The following is a 23,017-nucleotide window of genomic DNA, read 5'->3' on the forward strand; positions in this document are numbered from 1 at the left end:
GCACCGTTTCGACCGTTGTCGGTGTGAGGACCTAATCTGTGCAGCGTGACTTCGCCTGCCGACACCAGCGCCGCTGCGCCCCAGCTCAGCGCGGGACCGAGGCCCGCCCCGGGCCCCGCCGCCGATGAGGGGCTCTCGCGTCGGCTCCGCGCGCTCGCCTGCACCGCCCCGCTGCACGACCTCGACGTGCGCAAGGCGAATCTGGCCGGCGAGTACACGGTCTACGCGATGGCCGAGGTCGCCCTCGCCGCGATCGACCTGGTCACCCTCAACATGGACTTCGACACGGGCGCCGACCACGACCAGATAGTGGCCAGGCTGATTCCCCGGATCGCCGCCCAGACACCTCGCCGCCCCGTCACCGAACACGAACGGGTCGCCCGCTGGGTCCTGGAGAACCTGATCAACGTCGGCAGCGTGGACCGCGGATTCCGCGCGGTCTACGGCACCTTCGGGCCCGACGGCGTCTACGTGCGCAGGGACTACGACTTCAAGCTCATCGAGGAGGTCCCCGGCCACGGTGGCAGCGTCTACCTCCGCGCCACCGACGAGGCGGTCAACGTCCTGGTCGGAGCCCTGGACACCGATGTCACCAGCGCCCAGATCGCCGCCGAGGTCAAGCTGGAGGTCCTGATCAGCCGGGGCCGCCTCGCCGACGCGCAGCTCGCCGCCGAACAGGCCCGTTACCGCACCGTGCAGTACGCCGAGACGCTCCGCAGGACGCTGGAGGCGACCCGGCGCAACGTCCGTGCCGTCGACTGGCTGAACGCCGTCCCCGACATGATCGCCGAGGCGCTGGACCACGTAGCCGACCGCTACCGCCACGAGAACGCGATCCTCACCAACATCCGCAAGGCCCGGGACGAAGCCGAGGAGCCCGAGCACAAGCGCCGCGCCGCCGAACTCGTCGACATCGTCAAGGACTGCATCCGCCGCCACACCCAGCTCCAGTCGAGACTGCTGGAGGCGGGACCGCTCTTCCGCGCGGAGCAGGACCGGCAGGCGTTCGCCACCCCCACCGCACGGGTCGGCCTCGACCTGTACGGCCAGCTCGTCGCCCCGCTGCTGCCGCTCCCCGTGGAGGAGGCGAGCCGTGTCACCGACGCGTTCTTCGCCCGTGGCACCGGGCTGCGCATCCCCACCTCGGTCCGCGTCGGAGACCTGACCGACCTGCTGCTCACGCCCCCGGTGGAGCGTGAGCACCTGGGCGCCGAGATGCCCGAACCCGACCTCATCGCCACCCCCGACGACAGCCGGTTCAGTGAGGAGCAGCTCGCCAACGCCATGGAGCTGCTCGACCTGGAGCACGACGCCCCCCGCCGGCTCTCGGGACTCCTCGCCGAAGCCCGGCTCAGCGACCCCGAGCTGCCCTATCTGGTCGCCCTCCTCGCCGTCCACGCGGCCAGCCCGCCGGTGGGCACGGCCTACCGCCAGGGCGAGCGGCGGCTGTTGTTCGCGGTGGACGACGGCACACAGCTGGAGGACCACGAGTTCGGCGGCGCCGACCTGATAGTGGGCACGGCACTCCTGGACGCGGCGGGCATGGCCGCGGACCGCAAGGACGCCTCATGACCGTACGCACCGCCCGCCCGCGCCCGCCCGGGTGCAGCGCCCCTGCTCGCAGCGTCGCCCCGCTTCCGCCCGGGTGCGGCGGCCCTGTTCGCAGCGTCACCCCGCGTCCTCCCGGGCGCGGCACCCCCACAGGTTTCGAGGAGTCACCGAGTTGAGCGAGCAGCACGCCGAGCACACCGACGCGTGGGGCGACCCGCCCTTCCCGCAGACGGCCGACGCCGCACGGCAGGCCGCTCCCGCCGCTGTCACCCCTGCCGACGCGGCCGACGCGGCCCGGCTCGTCTCGTTCGGGCTCCAGCCCAAGCTGATGCCCGCGCGCGACGCCGAATACGCCGAGCTGCTCCGCCGCTACCGGGAGGAGCCCGCCTTCGCCCGGCTCGCCGACGCGGTCGCCACCGGCCTCGGCCTCATCGTCCTGGAGGTGTCCACCCGCGCGGGCATGGCCGTGACCGCGGCCGAGGACTCCGTCTTCGCCGTACGCATGGGTGACTACGCACGCCGCGCCTCCACGGACTCCGCCGACCGCTTCCTGCACGGCCTCGCCCACCTCGCCGTCGCCGCCATGGCCTTCCCCCGGCCGGAGGATCTGGCCGACGACTCCTACATCGGCCGCATCACGGTCAACGGCGTGGACGCCTTCGTGCGCCAGGCCTGCCGGCGCCTGGAGGAGCGGGCCGAGGAGCAGGGGGACAACACCGACCCGGCCACCGACGCCCCCGGCCTGGAATCGGCCTGGCGGATCTACGCCCGCCGCAGTTCCACCGGGGCGACCAAGGACGCCCGCAGACTCGCCGGTTCCACCACCGGCATCATCGGCAAGGCCGTCGCCTTCCTCACCGACTCCGGCTTCCTCCAGCGGACCGGGGACGACGCGGGAGGCGCCTACCGCACCACGGCCCGCTACCAGCTCCAGGTACGCGACATGGCAGGCAGCGCCGCCATGGCCGAACTCCTGGAGCTCGGCGTCGTCCCGGTCACCGACGGCTCGGCCACCCTGCTGCCCCCGCCCGACGCCGAAGGCCTGGAGCTCGCCGCCGACGCCGGGCTTCCCTTCCACTCCTGAGAAGCCCGCCCCACCCGCGACATCCCGCCCTCCCAAGACCCCCCGCCCCCGCTGCCCGAGCAGTTGCCCGCCCGCCGCCTGAACGACGAGAGTCCGCCGCCATGTACGAGTTGTCCCGGGTCCGCCTCTACTCCATCGGGCCCGCCGGTGCGCGCTACGCCGACACCGTGCTCGACCTGCGCGGAGTCGGCGAGCCCGTCCCCAGGCCCGCCCCGGCCCAGGCGGAGTTCTTCGAGGAGGAACCCGTCGGGCCGCCCCGCCGCCCGGCGCCCGCCGGAGTGCTGTTCCTGGAGAACGGCGGCGGCAAGTCGGTCCTGCTCAAGCTGATCTTCTCCGTGATGCTGCCGGGCCACCGCAATACCCTCGGCGGTGCCAGTTCCGGCGTCCTGCGCAAGTTTCTGCTCGCCGACGACTGCGGGCACGTGGCCCTGGAGTGGCAGCACACACTCACCGGCGAGTGCGTGGTCGTCGGCAAGGTCAGCGAGTGGCGCGGACGGCAGGTCTCCAACGACCCCCGCAAGTTCGCCGAGGCCTGGTACTCCTTCCGCCCCGGACCCGGCCTCAGCCTCGACAGCCTCCCCGTCGCCGAGGCCACCTCGGTGGGCCGCCCGGCGGAGGGCGTCTCGGGCGCCCGCGGCAGGCGCCGCACCATGAAGGGCTTCCGGGACGCCCTCACCGACGCGGGCAAGTTCTACCCGCACCTGGACGTGCACTGGGAAGAGATCCACGACCGCTGGAACGAACACCTCGGCGACCTCGGACTCGACCCCGAACTCTTCCGCTATCAGCGCGAGATGAACGCCGACGAGGGCGAGGCGGCGGGCCTCTTCGCCGTCAAGAAGGACTCCGACTTCACCGACCTGCTGCTGCGGGCCGTCACCGACACCCGGGACACCGACGGCCTCGCCGACCTCGTCAGCGGCTTCGGCAACAAGCTCGGCCGACGTGCCGAACTCACCGCCGAGCGTGACTTCACCGCGGGCTCCGTCGACCTGCTGGGCAGGATCGTCGACGCCACGGCCACCCGGGCCCGCAGCCGCGACGTCCACGCCGGTGCCGAGCGGCGCACCCGCACCCTGGCCCGCCGGCTCTCCGGCCGCGCCGCCGAGGAGCGTGGCCGTACCGCCGAGCTGGCGCAGGAGGTCACGGCCGCCGCCCACACCGTCACCGAGGCCGAGAGGACCCGGGGCCACCGGGACCTGGTCGCCGCCGAACTGGCCTACCGGCACGCCTCCCTCGCCCTGGCCGCCGCGGAGAAGAGCGCGGCGGCCCAGCGCCGCGAGCTGGGCGAGGCACGCACCCTGCACGCCGCGTGGCAGGCCGCCGAGGCGGTGCTGCGTCACCGCGCCGCCGCCGACCGTTCCGCCCGCGTCGCCGCGGCCATCCAGGAGGCGGAACGCGACGCCGCCCCGGCCCTCGCGGCTCGCGCCACGGCCGCCGCCGACCTCGTACGCGCCCTGCACACCGCGGCCGAGGCGGGGGAGCGGGTAGCGGACGAGGAGGAGGAACGCTCCGCGATCCTCCAGACCACGGGGGAGACGGCGCACCGGGACGCGACCACCGCGGCCACCGAGGCGCAGCGCGCCCGCAGCGAGGCCGGTCACCTGCGCCAGCGCCTCGCCGAGGTCGAGCAGGAGACCGCCGAGGCCGTCCGGGCCGGCTGGCTCGACGACTCCGCGCCGGACGCCGACCCGGCCCGCGCCGCCCTCGCCGCCAACGACGCGGAGAAGTCCGCGGTCGCCGCCTGGGACACCGCGCGCGATGCGGCCCGCGCCACCGCCGACCAGGCGCGCGAAGCCGCGGCGGCGGAGAGCCGCGCCGAACTCGCCGCGGCCCGCGCCGCCGACGGCGCCCAGGCGGCCGAGCAGTCGTACGAGGCCGAGCGCAGGGCGGCGGAGTCGATCGCCGCGGACACTCGCCTCGCCGACCTGCTGGGGCTCCCCGCAGCCTCGGTGCCCCGCCCTCGCGGGAGCGCCGCGACGGACGACGCGGCCGACGGCGGCGACGGGACCGCCCCCCGGGACGCGCACCTCCTCACGGCCGAGGAGTTCGACAACAGCGCCGACGAACTGCGCGAACTCCTGGACCAGGGCATCGCCGCCGCCGAACGCAGGCTCTTCGACCTGCGCACGGCCGCCGCCGACGACTCGCGCATCCTCGGGGCTCTGGGCGACGGCGGACTGCTGCCCCCGGGCCCCGACGTGCTCGCCACCGTCGAGCATCTCGGCGAGCACGGCATCCCGGCCCTGCCCGGCTGGCGTTATCTCGCCCAGGCGGTCGACCCCGCAGACCACGCATCGGTCCTGGCCACACGCCCCGAGCTCGTCGACGGGGTCGTCATCACCGACCCGGACGCGCACACCCGCGCCCGGGAGGTCCTCGCCGCCGCCGCCCTGCTGCCGAGGTCGGCCGTGGCCGTCGGCACCGCCGCGGCCCTGCTCGCCCCCGTACCGGCCTCCGGCACCGCCGACGGCGTGTTCCTCGTACCGCCGAACCCGGCGATGCACGACGAACACGCCGCCGACGAGGAGCGCCAGGCGCTCAGGGCCCGGGCCGCCGCCCGGGACGAGGACATCAGGACGCTCGCGGCCCGGCTCACCGCCGACCGGTCGCTCGCCGCCCGCATCGGTTCCTGGCGGGCGGACTGCCCGCCCGGCATGCTCGCCGAGCTCGGAGAGGCCGCGCGTACCGCCCGGGCCGCCGCCGAGACCGCGGCGGCCGCACTCGCCGAGGCGCGCACCCTCCGGGCCGAGGCCGACGAGGCAGCCGCCGACGCCGCGCGCGTGCGCGAGGAGCGGCAGGAGGCCGCCCAGCGCGCCCGTCGCGCGGCCGACGCGCTCGCCGGCCTCGCCCACCGCCTCCGCGACCGGGCCGGGTGGCAGGCGCGGCTCCGCGAACTGACCGACGAGGCGGCCGAGTCCGAGGCCCGCGCGACGGCGTGCCTGGAGCGCGCACGTGCCGCGGACGAGGACCGAAGGGCCGCCCAGCGCGCCGCCGACGACGCCCACCGCACCGCCAGGGCCCTGCGCGCCGAGCGCGCCGAGATCGCCGGAGCCCCGGAAACCCTCCCGGAGCCGGACGCCACCGCCCCGCGCACCTCACTCCCCGCCCTGCGCGAGGCCTACCGTGCCGCGTCCCGGCTGTACGAGAAGGTCGGCGTCGGCGCGGATCTGCGCGCCGAGCAGGCCCGCGCCGAGAGCGACGAGAGCGCCGCCCTGGCCGAACTCGACCGCCTCACCAACAAGGTCCGTACCCGCGCCGCCCAGCTCCTCGAAGGCACGGACGGAGCCGACGGGCCCTCCCGGCAGGCAGCCGCGGCCCGCGCCGAGTCCCTCGTCCAGATCCTGGAGACCCGGGCCTCCGCGGCCAGTGAGCAGCTCGGCCGTCTCCGGGGCGAGGCCGAACGGCTCGCGCCCGCCGACGAGGCCCCCCACCACACCGAGCTCCCCGCCGATCTCGTCCCCGCCGACGCCGAACAGGCCCAGACCCTGCTGCGCACGGCCACGACCGAACTGGCCGCCGCCACCGCCGCGCTGGACACCGCACGCGCCGCCCACGCCGACCTGCTGCGCGCGCACCGCACCGCCGAGGACTCCGCGAGCGGCTTCGACGAGACCGCGGCGCTCCTGCGGGACCTGCTGCGGGACCAGGGCACGGACGAGGACACCGACGCCCCCGACCCGTACCCCGGAACCCTGGAGGAGGCCCGGCAGTCGGCCGCCGAGGCCCGCCGCTCACTGCGCGGCTGCGCCACCGACCTGTCCGCGGCGGAGAGCTCCGTACGCGAGGCGAGCGACGTCCTCGTACGGCACGCCAACTCCACCCGCTACGAACAGGTACGCACACCCGCCCGCCAGCAGATCAGGGAACTTCCCGCGGTCGCGCTGCCCGACCACGCGGAGAAGTGGGCCGCGGCCTTCGCGCCCAGGCTGCGCGTGCTCACCGACGAACTGGCCCAGCTGGAACGCAACCGCGACTCCATCGTCGACCGGCTGCGCGGTCTGGTGGAGTCCGCCCTCACCACGCTGCGCTCCGCCCAGCGGCTCTCCCAGCTCCCCGAAGGACTGGGGGAGTGGTCAGGCCAGGAGTTCCTCCGGATCCGGTTCGACGAGCCCGACCAGGCGACGCTCACCGAGCGGCTCGGCGAGGTCATCGACGAGGCCACGCACGCCGCGCTCAAGAAGAACTCGGATCTGCGCAGGGACGGCATGTCCCTGCTGCTGCGCGGTGTACAGGCGGCCCTGCAGCCCAAGGGCATCGCGGTGGAGATCCTGAAGCCGGACGCCGTGCTGCGCGCCGAGCGTGTGCCCGTCGGGCAGATGGGCGACGTCTTCTCCGGGGGGCAGCTGCTCACCGCGGCGATCGCGCTCTACTGCACGATGGCCGCGCTGCGCAGCAACGACAGGGGACGCGACCGGCACCGCCACGCGGGCACACTCTTCCTCGACAACCCCATCGGCCGGGCCAACGCCACGTACCTTCTGGAGCTGCAACGCGCGGTCTCCGACGCCCTGGGCGTCCAGCTCCTCTACACGACCGGGCTGTTCGACACGACGGCGCTCGCCGAGTTCCCGCTCGTCATCCGGCTGCGCAACGACGCGGACCTGCGAGCGGGGCTGAAGTACATCAGCGTGGAGGAGCACCTGCGGCCCGGACTGCCTCAGCAGGACCCCGAAGGCCAGACCGTGCACGGCGAGATCACCGCGACGCGCATGTTCAAGCGGAGCGGCCAGGCACCGGACGCCCCGGGAGGGGCGCCGGTCCCGGAGATGCGCACGGAGATGACGCAGGCGCCGGCCAAGCCGTGACTCCCCGGGGCGAGGCCTTCAGGCTCGGGAGAGCCTGCCCTCGCCCCGGCGCCGTATCCGTGCCTCCCGGCGCGCGGCCGAACGGGCGGCGCGCCTGGCGGCACGGCGTTCCCGCCGCATCCGGCGTGCCGTGCTGCTCGGTACGGACACCACGCCGTTGCGCTGGTTCCACACCTGGCGGGTCACCCACACGTCCAGCACCGACCAGGTGGCGACCACCGTGCCCGCGACACCGCCGAGCACCATCGGGAAGGCGAACCAGGACCCCGCGACGGTGCAGAGGAAGGCCACCATGGCCTGAATGATGGTCAGCGACATGATGAGGACGGCTCGCACAGCGGCCGTCCGGACCGGGTCCGGCATCCTGCGCCGTATCGCGGGCTCCTCCACCCACAACTGCCGTGGGATGCGGCCTGCCGCCGAACCGGCCGCCGGTGGTGCAGCGCCGTACCGGCGCTCGTCCGTTTCCAAGGACCTTCAACTCCCCGCCACTGTCCGACTCCAGGGTGGGTGCCCGGCTCGCGCCCGTTCTACGCGGACGATGCCGCTCGCCTGTCGCACGTACCCCCGTGAGGTTCTTCTGCCCCGTACATCTGGACGAACGCCACAGGGTGAAGATTCCCGCCCGGAGGCCGCAACCGGCCCCGAAAGGTCACGGAACGAAGAATTCCAGCCAACTGCCCTGTGTGGATGCACCGCCTTCGGCCAGGGCTTCTCTGTCGCTTTCGCGAACTTCTTCGCCAGAAATACCAGGACAACTGGTGAGCGGACCAAGGAAGAGCGGCCGGAAAACGTCCGGACACGCCTTCGAGTTACTCGTAGGTCAGTAGTAGGCTCGCGCCGTTTGTTGGCGGAACCCGGGCCGCGCCCGGTGGGCCGCGGCGGGATGACTGGACCAACCGGGACAACCGGATCGAAGCCGGATAACACCGACATAACCACCCCCGCGGTGCGGGGCCGAGCTGGGGGAGGCCATGCGCTTTCGCGGGAAGTCCATCCGCAGGAAGATCGTGGCGTTGCTCCTGGTGCCGCTCGCCTCCCTCACCGGCCTGTGGGTCTTCGCCACCTACGTGACCGGCCGTGAAGCCCAGGAACTGATGGGCGCGAGCGCCGTCGTGGAGACGGTCGGCCACCCGCTCGAGGACACCATCCGCGCCGTACAGCACGAGCGCCGCCAGACACTCGTGTTCCTCGCCGACCCCCGCGCCTCCGACGCCCTGCCGCTCCTGCAACGCCGGCGCGCCACGACCGACCGGGTCGTCGCCGACGTACGCCGAAGCGCCAGGAGCAAGGACGTCCGGGACAAGCTGAGTCCGGAGTCCGAAGCGCGGCTCGACTCGATCCTCAGCGAGATCGACGGCCTGGACGCGCTGCGCGCATCCGTCGAGAAGCGCACCATCGACCGGACCCGGGCGCTGGACTTCTACAACGGACTGGTCGACCCCTGCTACCGCTTCCTGAACGGTCTCCACACGATGGAGAACGTATCGATGGACAAGCAGGTCAGGGCTCTTGTCGGCATCTCACGCGCCCGCGAGATGCTCTCCCGTGAGGACGCCCTGGTCGCCTCGGGCCTCGTGGCCGGGCGGCTCGGGGCACCCGAGCTCCGTGTCGTCTCCGACCTCGCCGCCAGCCGCGCCCTCCTGTACGACGTCAACCTCGAACTCCTGCCGGGAAGCGAACGCTCCCGCATGGAGCAGTACTGGGGCGGTCCCGACACCGAGCCCCTGCGCAGCGCCGAGCAGAAGCTCATCGCCGCCGGGCCGTTCACCGAACCGGGTGACGTCGACGCCGCACGCTGGGAGGAAGTCGCCCCCGCCGTCCTGGACCACCTCGCCAACGACGGCACCGAGATGTCCAACCGCTTCCAGGACCGCGCCGAGCCCGCCGGCTACCGGGTCCTGATCCTCGCCGGTGTCGCCGGCGTCCTCGGGTTCGCCGCCCTGCTGGTGTCGGTCTTCGTCTCCGTACGCGTGGGGCGCGAACTCATCCGCGACCTCTCCCGGCTGCGCAAGGACGCCCACGAGGTCTCCGGAGTGCGCCTTCCCAGCGTCATGCGGCGGCTGGCCGCAGGCGAGCAGGTCGATGTCGAGACCGAGGCCCCGCACCTCAGTTACGAGCGTGACGAGATCGGCCAGGTCGGGCAGGCTCTCAACACCCTGCAGCGGGCCGCCGTCGAAGCCGCCGTCAAGCAGGCGGACATGCGCCGGGGCGTCTCCGAGGTCTTCGTCAACCTCGCCCGCCGCAACCAGGTGCTCCTGCACCGCCAGCTGACCCTGCTGGACGCCATGGAGCGGCGCACCGAAAACAGCGACGAGCTCGCCGACCTCTTCCGTCTCGACCACCTCACCACCCGCATGCGGCGCCACGCGGAAGGCCTCGTGATCCTCTCCGGGGCGGCCCCCTCCCGGCAGTGGCGCAAGCCGATCCAGCTGATGGACGTGGTGCGGGCGGCCGTGGCGGAGGTGGAGGACTACGAGCGGGTCGAGGTCCGGCGACTGCCCCGCATCGGCGTGGGCGGGCCCGCCGTGGCCGACCTCACCCACCTGATCGCCGAACTGCTGGAGAACGCCACGGTGTTCTCGCCTCCGCACACCGCGGTCCAGGTGCACGGCGAACGGGTGGCGAACGGCTTCACCCTGGAGATCCACGACCGGGGCCTCGGAATGGCGCCGGAAGTCCTCCTGGACGCCAACCTCCGGCTCGCCGAGACCCCGGAGTTCGAGCTCTCCGACACCGACAGGCTCGGCCTCTTCGTCGTCAGCCGGCTCGCCCAGCGGCAGAACGTCCGGGTCTCGCTCCAGACGTCGCCGTACGGGGGGACGACCGCCGTCGTCTTCATCCCGTCCCAGCTGCTCACCGACGCACCCGAGACGCACGGCACCGGCTTCCGTCTCGACCGGCGGGCCGAGAAGGCCATCGGCACGGGCCGCCCGGTCGGTGACGTGCCCGGCAGCGACAAGGCGCGCAGGGACGGGGTCGCCGACACGAGCATCCCGGGCAGGCCCTCCGGGCTCTCCCCGGTCCCCATCGGCCTCACCGACCCGTCCCTGCTCGACGGCCCCGTCGAGCTGGAGGGTCCGGTGGGCACCTTCGGCTTCACCGGTGATGCCGCGCTCGACAGGGCACTCGATCCCGCGCTCGGTCCCGTCCTCGACGGCGTCTCCGATCTCGAGGACACGGAGAGCGAGCGAGGCGGGATCTTCCGCGCCCGTGACCTGCGCAGGGAGACCGACCGCGAGCAGCACCAGCAGGCGTTCGACACGTCCGGCGACACCTCCGCCGACGTCCGGCCGATGCGGCCCGCCGGCCCCGTCCCGCTGCCGCGCCGCAAGGCGCCGAAGCTGGTCGCGGACCAGGGCCGCCGCATCGGCGGAACCGGTCGGCCGGGCGGCGGGCGCGCCCACCCCTCGGCCCAGGACGGCTTCCCCACGGCCACCCGCCCCGGCGGCCTCGCACAGGAGCCAGGCCAGGGCGAGGACGCCCCGGCGCGGCCCCGCCCGGTCTCCCCGGCGCCCGCCCGGGACACGGTGGGCGGCCTCCCGCGCAGGGTCCGGCAGGCGAGCCTCGCCCCACAGCTCCGGGAGGACTCCGCAGGGCGGCCTTCCGGCCACGCGCCCGCGGTCACCGACGAGGACCTCGAACGGGACGCGGACGAAGTACGCAATCGCATGGCTTCGCTACAACGCGGCTGGCAGCGCGGTCGTCGGCAGAACGCCGAGGACGAGACCGGCCCCGGCGAGACAGCACCAGGAACGACTCCGGGAGGGGACGGTCGATGACCGCACCGAACGCAGCAGCACACGACGCCGCACGCCAGGGCTCAGGCGAACTCAATTGGCTCCTCGACGAACTGGTCGAGCGCGTCGCGAGCATCCGCAAGGCGCTGGTCCTCTCCAGCGACGGCCTCGCGACCGGCACGTCCAAGGACCTGCCCCGCGAGGACAGCGAGCACCTCGCGGCCGTCGCCTCCGGCTTCCACAGCCTCGCCAAGGGCGTGGGCCGCCACTTCGACGCCGGACGGGTCAGGCAGACCGTGGTCGAGCTCGACGAGGCCTTCCTCTTCGTGACGGCGGCCGGTGACGGCAGCTGCCTCGCCGTCCTGGCCGACTCCGACTCGGACGTCGGGCAGGTGGCGTACGAGATGACCCTGATGGTCAAGCGCGTGGGTGCCCACCTGGCCAACTCACCCCGGACCACCGGTATGCCCGCCGGAGGGTGAGGCGAGGGCATGAGCGCCGACTCCGTCCGGGACACCGCATCCGGATCACCACCCGCTCCCGCCACGGCGGGTTCCTCGCGCTGGTACGACGCCGAAGCGGGCCCGGTGGTCCGGCCCTACGCGATGACCCGGGGGCGTACCAGCAGCGCGTCCCGCCACCGTCTCGACCTGATCGCGATCGTCGTCCCCGAACCGGCGGCCGACGATCCGGGCCGAGACCAGACGCTCTCCCCGGAACACGTGGAGATCGTCCGACTCTGCAACGACCTGCCCCAGTCGATCGCCGAACTCGCCTCCGGTCTCGACCTCCCCGTCGGGGTCGTCCGAGTCCTGGTCGGTGATCTCGTCGAGGACGAACTGGTGCACGTCACACGCCCCGTTCCGCCGGCCGAGCTGCCGGACGTGAGCATTCTTCGCGAGGTGATCAATGGCCTTCGGGCGCTCTAGCCGCCGGAAGCGGCCCGTCGAGCCCGTCACCCTCAAGATCCTGGTGGCGGGCGGCTTCGGTGTGGGCAAGACGACCATGGTGGGGGCGGTCAGCGAGATCAGACCGCTGCGTACGGAGGAACGGCTGAGCGAGGCGGGCCGTCCCGTGGACGACATCGCCGGGGTGGAGGGCAAGAGCACCACCACGGTGGCCATGGACTTCGGCCGGATCACCTTGCGTGAGGACCTGGTCCTCTATCTGTTCGGGACCCCCGGGCAGGACCGTTTCTGGTTCCTCTGGGACGAGCTGGCCCAGGGCGCCCTGGGAGCGGTGGTGCTCGCGGACACCAGGCGGCTGGAGGACTGCTTCGCGGCGGTCGACTACTTCGAGCGCCGCGCGATCCCCTTCACGGTCGCCGTCAACCTCTTCGAGGGCGCCGAGCAGTTCCCCACGGAGACGGTCCGGGCGGCCCTCGATCTCGACCCCGAGGTGCCCGTCCTGCTGTGCGACGCACGCGACAGGACGTCCGTTCGGGATGTGCTGGTCGCCGTCGTCGAGCACGCCATGGTGCGTGCCGACGGGCTCAGGGAACCCGCCACGACCTGACAGCGGGACCGGACGCGGCCCGTACCCGGCGGCCCGTACCCCGCCGAGCGGGGTGGAGAAAAGAGCGCGGCCCGTACCCCCGCCGACCGGGGTACGGGCCGCGCGTACGGTGAGGGGGGCGGCAGGTGTGAGCGAAGTCTTCACCGCTGCTGACGGGCCGTCAACTCCGCGCGCGGCCGGTTCACGTGTTCTCCGCGAGCCACTTCTCCGCCGTCTCGGCGAGCTCCCCGTCCCGCCCGGCCAGCATCATCCGGATCATCTGCGCGTCGCCGCGCAGCGACCAAGCGGGGTTCCCGAACGTCGCGGGGTTGTTCTTCTCGATGAGGAAGTGCGCGGGCCACGCCGTGCCGTATCCGATCAGCGGCAAGGCCAGCGCATAGCGCTTCCGGCCGCGTGCCAGGCCGTAGGCGGTCAGCGCGAGGCCTGTCAGGGTGCCCGTCAGATGGACCCAGCGCGTCGCCGCCTTGGAGTGCATCGCGACGTAGAAGGGCCAGAACTCTTCATAGGAACTGAACGTCTGCTGTGACATGAGGGCACCGTAATGGCTCGAAGCGCAACCGCATACGGCGGTCGCGCGTCCGAGTGGAGGAACGGGCGGCCGGAGCCCACGGGGGTGGTCCCGGTCGCCCGTTTCCCGTTGCCCTTCCGCCGAGCAGCCGTCAGTGACCCGCGACGGAACGCCGGGAGACCGGGAAGTCGAAGTAGGTCTCGGGGAAGAGCTCGGGCTTGAAGGTGAAGTGCCACCACTCCTCGGCCAGATTCACGAAACCCAGCCCGGTGAGCGTCCCCTTGAGAAGCTGCCGGTTGGCGCGCTGCACGCCTTGCACCCGGACGTCATCCGTGTGCGACAGGGTGTCGAAGCAGTCGTACCCCGTGCCCATGTCCACCGAGTTGTCCGGGAAGCGCTCGGCCTGCGCCGCGTAGCACGGAGCGAGCTCCTCGCCCGGCTCGTAGGCCCTCGTGGGGAGCGCGGGCAGTTTCACGAGGGTGAGGTCCACGGTGCTGCCCCTGCTGTGGCCGGACTTCTCCGCGATGTAACCGTCCTCGAACAGCCGCGTCTTGTCGACCTGCGGGTAGAACTCGCCCTTCATCGCCTGGTCGTCGAGATCCTTCGCCCAGCGCACGAAGTGGTCCACCGCCCGCTGAGGGCGGTAACAGTCGTACACCTTGAGCGAGTAGCCCTGCCGCAGCAGACTCCGCTGAGCCGTGCGCAGGGCCAGGGCGGCGGGCCGGGTCAGGATGCACAGGGGCTGCCGGTAGCCGTCCACCGGCTCTCCCATGAAGTTGTGCGCGGTGGTGTAGCGCATCTCCGTGATGATCGTCGGATCGACGGAGCGAAGGTCGACGAACTCCGGGGGAGCTTTCGGTTCGGGGCGGGCCACAGCGGCCGGGGCGGCAGCGGTCAGGGCGAGAAGCGCGGCAGCGGTGGTGGCCAGGGCACGGAGGGCACGGTTCATTCCTGTCATGGGCACACCGTCTATCAGTTTCGGAGCCGCAGGAGAAGGGTGATCGGATACAGTCCGCCCGTGAAGGACTCCCACTGCGGCTTCTGCGGGACCCCGTACGCCACCGGCGCCGGCAACTGGCCACGCACCTGCGGGACATGCGGCCACACCGCCTACCGAAACCCGCTGCCCGTCGCCGTCGCCCTCCTGCCCGTCACCGGCCCGCTGGGCACCGGCCTCGTCGTCATCACCCGCACGATCCCCCCGAACCGGGGCGGCGTCGCCCTGCCCGGCGGGTACATCGACCAGGCCGAGGACTGGCGCCACGCCGTCGTACGCGAACTCGTCGAGGAGACCGGCATCCGGGCCGAGCAGACGGACGTCCGTCTCGCCGACGCCCTCAGCTCCCCGGACGGCCACCTCCTGCTCTTCGGACTGCTCCCGCAGCGCCCCGAAGAGGAACTCCCGCCCTCCGCCCCGACCGACGAGACCTCGGGTTACGACGTCCTGCGCACCCCGGACGAACTCGCCTTCCCGCTCCACACCCGGGCCGTACGGTCCTGGTTCGACGGCCACTACCGCTGAGCCGGCTCACCCAGGCCCCGCACCCGGACCGGCCACTCCACCGCGCCCCTCCCACCCTCCCGCTCGACCACCACACGCCCGGCCACCAGGCGCGACGTGTACCGCTCAGGCTCCGCACGTTCCCACCCGTCGCCCATGTCCCGTACGACGAGACCGCCGCCCGTGCGGCCAGGCAGTGGCGCCCACACCTCCAGTTCCGGACCGCCGTCCGCGCCCCGCACCGGGATCACCGCACCCGCGCGCGCCAGCACCGGGATCCGCGAGAGCGGCGCCTCCACCGTCACCTGCCCCGGCCCCTCGTACGCCCGGCCCGTCGCCGTGTCGTACCACCGCCCCGGGGGCAGCCGCACCGGCCGGCGGACCGCACCCTCCTCCAGCACCGGGGCCACCAGCAGCGCGTCGCCCAGCAGGAACGCGTCCTCGCAGTCCCGCAACGCCCGGTCCCCGGACGCCCCCCACCACAGCGGACGCACGTACGGCGCACCGGTCAGCCGGGCCAGCTGCGCCAGCGTCACGAAGTACGGCAGCAGCCGCTCCCGCTCCCGGAGAGCCTCCCCGGCGTGCGTGAGCACCTCCGGCCCGAACTCCCACGGCTCCCGGCGCCCCGCGTCGACGGCCGCACGGGTGCGGAACAACGGCATGTACGCGCCCAGCTGGAACCAGCGCAGGTACAGCTCCGGCGACGGCGACCCGTCGAAGCCCCCGATGTCGGGCCCCGAATACGGCACCCCGCAGAGCCCGAGCCCCAGCACCAGCGCCAGGGAGGCCCGCAGCCCCGGCCACCCCGTCGCCACGTCGCCGGACCAGGTGCCCCCGTACCTCTGCATCCCCGCCCAGCCCGAACGGGAGAACAGGAAGGGCCGTTCGTCGGGGCGCAGCCGGAGCAGCCCCTCGTATCCGGCCCGCGCCATCGTCAGGCCGTACACGTTGTGAGCCTCGCGATGGTCCCCGCCCGCGCCCTCCAGCGCGTGCCGGGCCGAACGCGGCAACGTCGGGTCCCCGAAGGCCGAGAAGGAGACCGGCTCGTTCATGTCGTGCCACACCCCGGAGAAGCCCTGCCCGAGCCTCTCCTCGTACAGAGAACCCCACCACTCCCGCACAAGTGGATCAGTGAAGTCCGGATAGACGCACTCGCCCGGCCACACCTCACCGAGTACCGGCCGCCCCTGCGCGTCCCGCACGAACGCCCCCTGCGCCCCGACCGCCGCACCGCTGTCGTACACCGCGTTCCCCACCGCGGCACGCACCGCCGGACCGACGATCGACACCAGCCGCACCCCCGCCCCGCGCAACTCCTGCGCCAGCCCGGGCAGATCGGGAAACCGCTCCCGGTCGACCGTGAACACCTGATGCGCGTCGTGATGATCGATGTCCAGATGCAGCACCGACAACGGAAGCCCCCGCTCCCGGTACCCCGCCACGACACGGCGCACCTCCTGCGCGCTGCCGAAGCCCCGCCGCGCGCGCTGCGGCCCCAGCGCCCACGACGGCGGCAGCGCGGGCGCGCCCGTCAGCGCCGTCCAGCCCTGCAGCACCCTGGCCGGCGTCCCCACCACCACCCAGCAGCGCAGCGGGCCGCCCTCCATCCGCACCTCGCACGCCCCCGGCCGGTCATGGCCCGAACCCGCACCCTCCTCACCCTCCCGGAGCGTCACAGCGCCGGCCCAGCTGTTGTCATGGAACGCCAGATGCGCCCCCGCGTCCGACACCACCAGTTGCACCGGCATCGTCAGGTACAGCGGATCGTCCCCGGGACCGAAGCGGCCTCCCGGGTCGGTGTTCCACAACCGGTAGGTGCCCTCCCGCAGCCTCGGCCCGCCGGCCCGCCCGCCCAGCCCGAAGAACCGCGCGTCGGCCGGGACCTCGGACCTCTGCACCCACCGTGCCGCACCCCCGTCCACCGGCTCCCACCAGCGCGGCGGCAGCTCACGGCGCAGCACCACCCCGCCCGGCGTGCGCAGCTCGACCGCCCCGAGCCGCGACACCACGACCGTCAGCCGCTCGGCGACCACCTGCCAGCCGCCGTTCGTGTCCGGCTCCAGACGCGCACGCGTGTCCGGCTCCGGCGCGGCTCCCGGCAGGGCGTACGACGGCAGCGGTGCCGCCCCGTCCCAGGACCAGAACACCGCACCCCCGACCGCCACCCGGATCCTGAGCTCCGAGCGGGCGAACCTGACGACACCTCCGCCCGGCTCCGGTTCCGCACTGACGAGCAGACCGGGCACACGCGCGCGTTCCGCGCCGCGCGGCACCAGCTCCCGGGCATCCGCGCGCCGGTGCCGCCAGGCGGAGCGCACCGCACGCATCCCCTGTACGGAACCGACCATTTTCACCGAGCGCAGCAGGTCACGACCATCCATGGCGGCCACCCTGCCATCAGCCAGGACGAAAACGTGCCCCGTTCAGCTCCCGTTCACCTGTGGCTCCACCACACAGCGGGACACGCAACCATGGCAGGCGGACCCTGGTGCGCAAGACGATCACATGGCATCGTCCGTGAGTGCCGTTCACGCGCACATCCCAGCTCGTGCGCGCGACGGACGCACACCCCGCGTACACCCCGAAAGACCAGGGAGCCGCCATGACCTCAGCAGCCGACGAAGCACCCCTCTGGCAGCCCGGGCCCGAGCGCGTCGAGGCCGCTGCCGTCACCCGTTTCCAGCAATGGGCGGCCGGGCGGTACGGAGCACCCGCCGACGGAGGCTACGCGGCGCTGCACCGCTGGTCGGTCGACGAGCTCGACACCTTCTGGAAGGCGGTCGCCGACTGGTTCGACGTACGCTTCTCCACCCCGTACGAGACCGTCATCGGCGACCGTGCAATGCCCGGCGCCCAGTGGTTCCCCGGCGCCACCCTCAACTACGCCGAACACGCCCTGCGCACGGCCACCGACCCGCTGCGCGCAGAGACCCCCGCCCTGCTGTACGTCGACGAGACCCACACGCAGGCCGCGACCAGCTGGTCCGAACTCCGGCGCCAGGTGGGCTCGCTGGCCGCGCAACTCCGTGACCTCGGCGTCGCACCCGGCGACCGGGTCAGCGGGTACCTCCCCAACATCCCGCAGGCGGTCGTCGCGTTCCTCGCCACCGCGGCAGTCGGCGCGGTCTGGACCTCCTGCGCCCCCGACTTCGGCGCCCGCAGCGTCCTCGACCGCTTCCAGCAGGTCGAGCCCGTCGTCCTGTTCACCGTCGACGGTTACCGCTACGGCGGCAAGGAGCACGACCGCACCACCACCGTCGCCGAGCTGCGCCGCGAACTCCCCACCCTGCGGGCGGTCGTGCACATCCCGCTCCTCGGCACGCAGGCACCGGAAGGCGCCCTGGAATGGTCGGCGCTCACGGATGCCGACACCGAACCGGTCTTCGAACCCGTCCCCTTCGAGCACCCGCTGTGGGTGCTGTACTCCTCCGGCACCACCGGGCTGCCGAAGGCGATCGTCCAGTCCCAGGGCGGGATCCTCCTCGAACACTTCAAGCAGCTCGGCCTGCACTGCGACCTCGGTCCCGACGACCGCTTCTTCTGGTACACCTCCACCGGCTGGATGATGTGGAACTTCCTCGTCTCCGGCCTGCTGACCGGCACCACTGTCGTGCTGTACGACGGCAGTCCCGGCCACCCGGACGTCAGTGCCCAGTGGCGCGTCGCCGAACAGACCGGCGCGACCCTCTTCGGCACCTCCGCCGCCTACGTCATGGCCTGCCGCAAGGCCGGCGTCCACCCGGGCCGGGACCACGACCTCAGCCGCGTCCAGTGCGTCGCCACCACCGGCTCCCCGCTCCCGCCGGACGGCTTCCGCTGGCTCCACGACGAGGTCGCCGAGGACCTGTGGATCGCCTCCGTCAGCGGAGGGACGGACGTCTGCAGCTGCTTCGCCGGCGCCGTGGCCACGCTGCCGGTCCACATCGGAGAACTCCAGGCCCCCTGCCTCGGCACGGACCTCCAGTCCTGGGACCCCGCGGGCGAACCGCTGACGGGCGAGGTCGGCGAGCTCGTCGTCACCGCCCCCATGCCCTCCATGCCGGTCCGCTTCTGGAACGACCCCGACGGCAGCCGCTACCACGACAGCTACTTCGACATGTACCCCGGCGTCTGGCGCCACGGGGACTGGATCACCCTCACCGACCGCGGCTCGGTCATCATCCACGGCCGGTCCGACTCCACCCTCAACAGGCAGGGTGTGCGCATGGGATCCGCCGACATCTACGAGGCGGTGGAACGGCTCCCCGAGATCCGCGAATCCCTCGTCATCGGCATCGAGGAGCCGGACGGGGGTTACTGGATGCCGCTCTTCGTCCACCTCGCCGAAGGCGCCACGCTCGACGACACACTCCGAGACAGCATCAAGCGGACCATCCGCGAGAACCTCTCGCCGCGCCATGTACCGGACGAGGTCATCGAGGTGCCCGGCATCCCCCACACCCTCACCGGCAAGCGCATCGAGGTCCCGGTCAAGCGGCTCCTCCAGGGCACGGCCCTGTCCAAGGCGGTCAACCCGGGCTCCATCGACAACCTCGAACTCCTCCACTTCTACGAGGACCTCGAGCGCGAGCGCCACTGACCGGGGTCGCCGGAGAGCCGCTGTCAGTCCCCCTGATTACGCTGAGTGAGCAACGATCCACAGCGCACAGGGGGACTCATGGCGCACGACAAGCAGCAGACCACCCGTACCCGGCACCGGGCAGGGACATCCATCCGCCGCGCACTGCGCCGCGAAGCCACCAGCACGGTCGGCCTCCTGGTCGACCCCGAGGACTTCGCGGCCATGCGCCGCTACCGCACCTTCACCTTCGACGACCACTCCGTCTACCTCCGGCAGGTCGAGGGCCTGCTGCGGACGCTCGCCGCGCAGGGCACCCACACCACCGTGGCCCTCTTCGACCCTGAGGACTACGCCGAGTTCTGTGCCGAAGAGGGCCTCGACCCCGACGACCGCACGAACCGCTGCCGTTTCACCGCCGAAGTCGCCGCGACCGGCGCCACCGTGGCGTATGCCGGCCAGCCCATCGACACGCTGGTCCCGCTGCTCGTCTCCCGCGCGGTCCGCCGCGCGACATGGGAGTACGCCACGATGCTGCTCGCCGACCTGGGCGACTGCGCGGACTGCGGGCAGGACATCGGCAAGGCGGCCTTCGACCGCGCCTCCCACCTGCTGGCGCGGCTGCTGGACGCGGCGGGGCCGGGCACCCACCACCTCGTCTGCAGCACTCCCACGGAGAGCGAACAGCTCCTCGCCGTCCTGCACACCGCGCGGGACGCGGAAGGGCCGGCACGCCTCGCGTCCACGGAAGGGGCGGAGTTCGCCACCGTTCTCGCGGTCGGTATCGCGCTGGAGACCCGGGGCGGTGTCGTCCTGCGCACGACCGCCCCCGGCATGCCGGACCGCGTGCACGGCTGGCGTCTGCTCAGGGGAACCCTTCTCCCGCTCAGCGCGGGCGAGGTCTTCAGCGCCTACTGCACCGACGCCGACACGGGCGACCCCGTCTCCCCGGAGCCGGGTGTGGAGTACTGCTCGGGCTTCGACATCGGGGCCGACGCACCGGAGGCACACCGCTGAGAACCACAGGCAGACGGAAGGGGCCCCGGCCGTCACCGGCGGGACCCCTTCACCTGCCCGTCCGCGCGCACGCGGGCCGGGCCCGTCTCACTCGCCCGACAGCACCGCCTGCGCCGCGAGGCGTGCCTCGTCGGCGGAGTCCGCCGCACGCGCGGCGGAGGCGGCACGCTCGCACTGCGCGAGCGTGTGCTTCGCCAGCGTCGCCCGCACGTAAGGGATGGACGCCGCACCCATCGACAGAGAGGTGACACCCAGACCTGTCAGCACACACGCGAGCAGCGGGTCCGAGGCGGCCTCGCCACAGACACCGCAGCTCTTGCCCTCCGCCCTGGCGGCCTCGGCCGACAGCGCCACCAGGTCCAGCAGGGCCGGCTGCCACGGGTCCTGGAGCCGCGACACCGCGCCCACCTGACGGTCGGCCGCGAAGGTGTACTGGGCCAGGTCGTTGGTGCCCAGCGACAGGAACTCCACCTCCTGGAGGATGGAGCGGGCCCTGAGCGCGGCGGACGGAATCTCCACCATCGCGCCGAACTTCGCCTGGAGCCCCGCCTCGCGGCAGGCATCGGCGAAGGCCTTCGCGTCGGCACGGTCCGCCACCATCGGGGCCATGACCTCGAGGTACACCGGCAGCCCCTCGGCCGCCCGGGCCAGTGCCGTCAGCTGGGTCCGCAGCACGTCCGGGTGGTCCAGCAGGCTGCGCAGACCACGCACACCCAGCGCGGGGTTCGGCTCGTCGGCGGGGGTCAGGAAGTCCAGCGGCTTGTCCGCACCCGCGTCCAGCACCCGCACGACGACACGGCCTTCGGGGAACGCCTCCAGCACCGCGCGGTACGCCGCGATCTGCTTCTCCTCGGACGGCGCCTGCTTGCTGTCGTCCAGGAAGAGGAACTCCGTGCGGAACAGCCCGACGCCCTCGGCGCCGGCCTCGACCGCGGCGGGCACGTCACCGGGCCCGCCCACGTTGGCGAGCAGCGGCACCTTGTGACCGTCGGAGGTGGCGCCGGGGCCGGTCACGGCCGACAGGGCCGCCTTCCGGGCAGCCGAGGCGCTCTCCATCTCGGCGCGCTTCTCCTGGCTCGGCTCGACGAAGATCTCACCGGTGCTGCCGTCCACCGCGACGACGGTGCCCTCGGTGATCTCGCCCGCTCCGGGGAGGGCCACCACGGCCGGCACACCGAGCGCCCGCGCGAGGATGGCGCTGTGGCTGGTCGGCCCGCCCTCCTCGGTGACGAAACCGAGCACCAGCGTGGGGTCGAGCAGCGCCGTGTCCGCGGGAGCCAGGTCGCGAGCGATCAGCACGTACGGCTCGTCGCTGTCCGGCACACCCGGCATCGGGACACCGAGCAGCCGCGCCACGATCCGGTTCCGTACGTCATCGAGGTCGGCCACCCGCCCCGCCAGGTACTCCCCGGCATTGGCCAGCAGGGCCCGGTACGCGGCGAACGCGTCGTAGACACCACGCTCCGCGGTGCTCCCGACAGCGATACGGCGCTCGACGTCGGCGATGAGTTCGGGGTCCTGCGCCATCATGGCCTGGGCCTCCAGCACGTGCTGGGCCTCGCCCCCGGCCAGGTTGCCGCGCGCGATGAGGTCGGCCGCGACAGCTTCCACGGCCTGGCGGGCGCGCCCCTGCTCGCGCTCGGCCTCCTCCGCGGGAATCTGTTTGGCCGGCGGTTCGAGAACCGCCGTACCCATGTGCCGAACTTCGCCGATCGCCACCCCGTGGCTCACGCCGACGCCTCGCAGCGTTGTCTCCATCTCACCGTCTCCGATTGTGCGGCGGCCGTGCCACCGCGGTGGGTACCCAACTGGCTCGTCAGTGCGCCGAGGGGGTCACTGCCAGCCGAACAGCGAATCGCCGATCTTCACGTCGCCGTCCTCACGTACGTCGGAGAGCGACTCGGCGGTGGCCTCCAGGGCCACGACCGGGCAGATCGCCGACTTGCCTGCCGCCTCGACGCCGGCGGGGTCCCAGCGCACGATGCCCTGGCCGCGGGTCACCGTGTCCCCCTTGTTCACGAGGAGCTCGAAGCCCTCGCCGTTGAGCTGCACCGTGTCGATCCCGAGGTGTGTCAGCACACCGTGCCCCTGGTCGTCCACGACGACGAAGGCGTGCGGATGCAGGGAGACGACGATGCCGTCGACCGGCGAGACGGCCTCGGAAGGCTCGCGCACGGGGTCGATCGCTGTACCGGGACCCACCATCGCTCCGGAGAACACGGGGTCGGGGACCGCGGTTAGCCCGATGGCGCGGCCGGCAAGAGGGGACGTCACTGTGGTCATGGAGAGCCTCCCAGGGGTGGGGATCCGTCTGTCACCGCCACGGATGGAGGGCGGCGTACTGATCAGCAGCGTAAGTCATATGAAGTCCCGGTTCCGCCCGAGAGCTACCGGTTGGCGGACCTAGAGGCACACCGCAAACGATTTGCCTCGTCTCACGCGGAGCTGTACTGTCGTACTCCTGCCTGGCCCCACCGAGACCTCTGGTCCGGGGTCGGCGGCGACTCCCAAGCCAAGACTGTAACTCTGATCGAGCTTCCGCATGCCTGCGGGACCCTGGTCAAGGGAATAGGAAAAGGCCTGATAGAGTCGGACTCGCCGGAAAGGGAAACGCGAAAGCGAAGAACTGGAAAGCGAAAGGCAGTAACCCGCTTCGGCCGGGAATCGGACACGAAAGAGTCTGATAGAGTCGGAAACGCAAGAACGAAGGGAAGCGCCCGGAGGGCCCCGGTGAA

The 23,017-nt window shown here is 72.6% G+C and carries 16 protein-coding genes; 10 read left to right on the forward strand and 6 right to left on the reverse strand.

The features are described 5' to 3' along the window. Window positions 1-45: 45 nt before the first annotated feature. From ACFYQ6_RS33560 to ACFYQ6_RS33570, 3 genes are all read left to right on the forward strand, one after another. A complete protein-coding gene (locus tag ACFYQ6_RS33560) occupies window positions 46-1,572 on the forward strand; it encodes a hypothetical protein (protein ID WP_361586407.1) in 1,527 nt (508 codons plus the stop codon). A gap of 151 nt (window positions 1,573-1,723) precedes the next feature. Continuing rightward, window positions 1,724-2,635, forward strand: coding sequence for a hypothetical protein (locus tag ACFYQ6_RS33565; RefSeq protein WP_361586404.1), 912 nt, complete (start codon window positions 1,724-1,726; stop codon window positions 2,633-2,635). 101 nt (window positions 2,636-2,736) lie between these two features. Continuing rightward, the gene (locus tag ACFYQ6_RS33570) at window positions 2,737-7,443 is read left to right on the forward strand and encodes a hypothetical protein (protein WP_361586401.1); all 4,707 of its coding nucleotides are present in this window, start codon (window positions 2,737-2,739) and stop codon (window positions 7,441-7,443) included. 18 nt (window positions 7,444-7,461) lie between these two features. On the opposite strand, the gene ACFYQ6_RS33575 is transcribed toward ACFYQ6_RS33570, so the two are convergent. Further along, a complete protein-coding gene (locus tag ACFYQ6_RS33575; RefSeq protein WP_361586399.1) occupies window positions 7,462-7,914 on the reverse strand; it encodes a hypothetical protein in 453 nt (150 codons plus the stop codon). Between the two features lie 503 nt (window positions 7,915-8,417). On the opposite strand from ACFYQ6_RS33575, the gene ACFYQ6_RS33580 reads away from it, so the two are divergent. Genes ACFYQ6_RS33580 through ACFYQ6_RS33595 form a run of 4 tightly spaced genes read left to right on the forward strand, consistent with a single transcriptional unit; the run spans window position 8,418 to window position 12,698 of the window. After that, the gene (locus ACFYQ6_RS33580) at window positions 8,418-11,225 is read left to right on the forward strand and encodes a nitrate- and nitrite sensing domain-containing protein (protein WP_361586397.1); all 2,808 of its coding nucleotides are present in this window, start codon (window positions 8,418-8,420) and stop codon (window positions 11,223-11,225) included. Further along, a complete protein-coding gene (locus ACFYQ6_RS33585) occupies window positions 11,222-11,665 on the forward strand; it encodes a roadblock/LC7 domain-containing protein (RefSeq protein WP_145812539.1) in 444 nt (147 codons plus the stop codon). Before ACFYQ6_RS33580 ends, ACFYQ6_RS33585 begins: the two co-directional genes overlap by 4 nt. A gap of 9 nt (window positions 11,666-11,674) precedes the next feature. Next, window positions 11,675-12,112 (forward strand): DUF742 domain-containing protein, encoded by a 438-nt coding sequence (locus tag ACFYQ6_RS33590; protein ID WP_361586394.1) that lies wholly within the window; start codon window positions 11,675-11,677, stop codon window positions 12,110-12,112. After that, entirely contained in the window at window positions 12,093-12,698 is a 606-nt protein-coding gene (locus ACFYQ6_RS33595; RefSeq protein WP_361586392.1) for an ATP/GTP-binding protein, read from the forward strand. Before ACFYQ6_RS33590 ends, ACFYQ6_RS33595 begins: the two co-directional genes overlap by 20 nt. A gap of 181 nt (window positions 12,699-12,879) precedes the next feature. Here the strand turns inward: ACFYQ6_RS33595 and ACFYQ6_RS33600 are convergent, their stop codons facing one another. Continuing rightward, the gene (locus tag ACFYQ6_RS33600) at window positions 12,880-13,227 is read right to left on the reverse strand and encodes a DUF962 domain-containing protein (RefSeq protein ID WP_361586390.1); all 348 of its coding nucleotides are present in this window, start codon (window positions 13,225-13,227) and stop codon (window positions 12,880-12,882) included. A 130-nt stretch (window positions 13,228-13,357) separates the two neighbouring features. Next, complete coding sequence (locus ACFYQ6_RS33605; RefSeq protein ID WP_388766639.1) at window positions 13,358-14,155, reverse strand: M15 family metallopeptidase; 798 nt, start codon at window positions 14,153-14,155, stop codon at window positions 13,358-13,360. A 69-nt stretch (window positions 14,156-14,224) separates the two neighbouring features. On the opposite strand from ACFYQ6_RS33605, the gene ACFYQ6_RS33610 reads away from it, so the two are divergent. After that, a complete protein-coding gene (locus tag ACFYQ6_RS33610; protein WP_388766628.1) occupies window positions 14,225-14,728 on the forward strand; it encodes an NUDIX domain-containing protein in 504 nt (167 codons plus the stop codon). On the opposite strand, the gene ACFYQ6_RS33615 is transcribed toward ACFYQ6_RS33610, so the two are convergent. Further along, window positions 14,719-17,088 carry a glycoside hydrolase family 31 protein gene (locus tag ACFYQ6_RS33615; RefSeq protein ID WP_388766630.1) on the reverse strand — a complete coding sequence of 790 codons (2,370 nt, stop codon included), beginning with the start codon at window positions 17,086-17,088 and terminating at the stop codon, window positions 14,719-14,721. The two genes, ACFYQ6_RS33610 and ACFYQ6_RS33615, sit on opposite strands and share 10 nt — an antisense overlap. 221 nt (window positions 17,089-17,309) lie before the next feature. Here ACFYQ6_RS33615 and ACFYQ6_RS33620 point away from each other — a divergent pair, with 221 nt between their 5' ends. Both ACFYQ6_RS33620 and ACFYQ6_RS33625 read left to right on the forward strand, forming a co-directional pair. After that, window positions 17,310-19,286, forward strand: a complete 1,977-nt coding sequence (locus ACFYQ6_RS33620) for an acetoacetate--CoA ligase (RefSeq protein WP_388766632.1) — start codon at window positions 17,310-17,312, stop codon at window positions 19,284-19,286. A gap of 78 nt (window positions 19,287-19,364) precedes the next feature. After that, complete coding sequence (locus ACFYQ6_RS33625) at window positions 19,365-20,282, forward strand: hypothetical protein (RefSeq protein WP_361586377.1); 918 nt, start codon at window positions 19,365-19,367, stop codon at window positions 20,280-20,282. Between the two features lie 87 nt (window positions 20,283-20,369). On the opposite strand, the gene ptsP is transcribed toward ACFYQ6_RS33625, so the two are convergent. Beyond that, the gene (gene ptsP / locus ACFYQ6_RS33630) at window positions 20,370-22,040 is read right to left on the reverse strand and encodes a phosphoenolpyruvate--protein phosphotransferase (RefSeq protein ID WP_361586375.1); all 1,671 of its coding nucleotides are present in this window, start codon (window positions 22,038-22,040) and stop codon (window positions 20,370-20,372) included. A 75-nt stretch (window positions 22,041-22,115) separates the two neighbouring features. Then, window positions 22,116-22,565 (reverse strand): PTS glucose transporter subunit IIA, encoded by a 450-nt coding sequence (locus tag ACFYQ6_RS33635; RefSeq protein WP_361586373.1) that lies wholly within the window; start codon window positions 22,563-22,565, stop codon window positions 22,116-22,118. Between the last annotated feature and the right edge of the window lie 452 nt (window positions 22,566-23,017).

The sequence above is a fragment of the Streptomyces sp. NPDC005494 genome, from assembly GCF_042872025.1.
Lineage (GTDB): Bacteria > Actinomycetota > Actinomycetes > Streptomycetales > Streptomycetaceae > Streptomyces.

Coding starts and splice junctions, on each gene's coding strand:
- ACFYQ6_RS33570 (WP_361586401.1), top strand. CDS start 2,737: ATGTACGAGTTGTCCCGGGTCCGCCTCTACTCCATCGGGCCCGCCGGT.
- ACFYQ6_RS33580 (WP_361586397.1), top strand. CDS start 8,418: ATGCGCTTTCGCGGGAAGTCCATCCGCAGGAAGATCGTGGCGTTGCTC.
- ACFYQ6_RS33585 (WP_145812539.1), top strand. CDS start 11,222: ATGACCGCACCGAACGCAGCAGCACACGACGCCGCACGCCAGGGCTCA.
- ACFYQ6_RS33590 (WP_361586394.1), top strand. CDS start 11,675: ATGAGCGCCGACTCCGTCCGGGACACCGCATCCGGATCACCACCCGCT.
- ACFYQ6_RS33595 (WP_361586392.1), top strand. CDS start 12,093: ATGGCCTTCGGGCGCTCTAGCCGCCGGAAGCGGCCCGTCGAGCCCGTC.
- ACFYQ6_RS33600 (WP_361586390.1), bottom strand. CDS start 13,227: ATGTCACAGCAGACGTTCAGTTCCTATGAAGAGTTCTGGCCCTTCTAC.
- ACFYQ6_RS33605 (WP_388766639.1), bottom strand. CDS start 14,155: ATGAACCGTGCCCTCCGTGCCCTGGCCACCACCGCTGCCGCGCTTCTC.
- ACFYQ6_RS33615 (WP_388766630.1), bottom strand. CDS start 17,088: ATGGATGGTCGTGACCTGCTGCGCTCGGTGAAAATGGTCGGTTCCGTA.
- ACFYQ6_RS33620 (WP_388766632.1), top strand. CDS start 17,310: ATGACCTCAGCAGCCGACGAAGCACCCCTCTGGCAGCCCGGGCCCGAG.
- ACFYQ6_RS33625 (WP_361586377.1), top strand. CDS start 19,365: ATGGCGCACGACAAGCAGCAGACCACCCGTACCCGGCACCGGGCAGGG.
- ptsP (WP_361586375.1), bottom strand. CDS start 22,040: ATGGAGACAACGCTGCGAGGCGTCGGCGTGAGCCACGGGGTGGCGATC.
- ACFYQ6_RS33635 (WP_361586373.1), bottom strand. CDS start 22,565: ATGACCACAGTGACGTCCCCTCTTGCCGGCCGCGCCATCGGGCTAACC.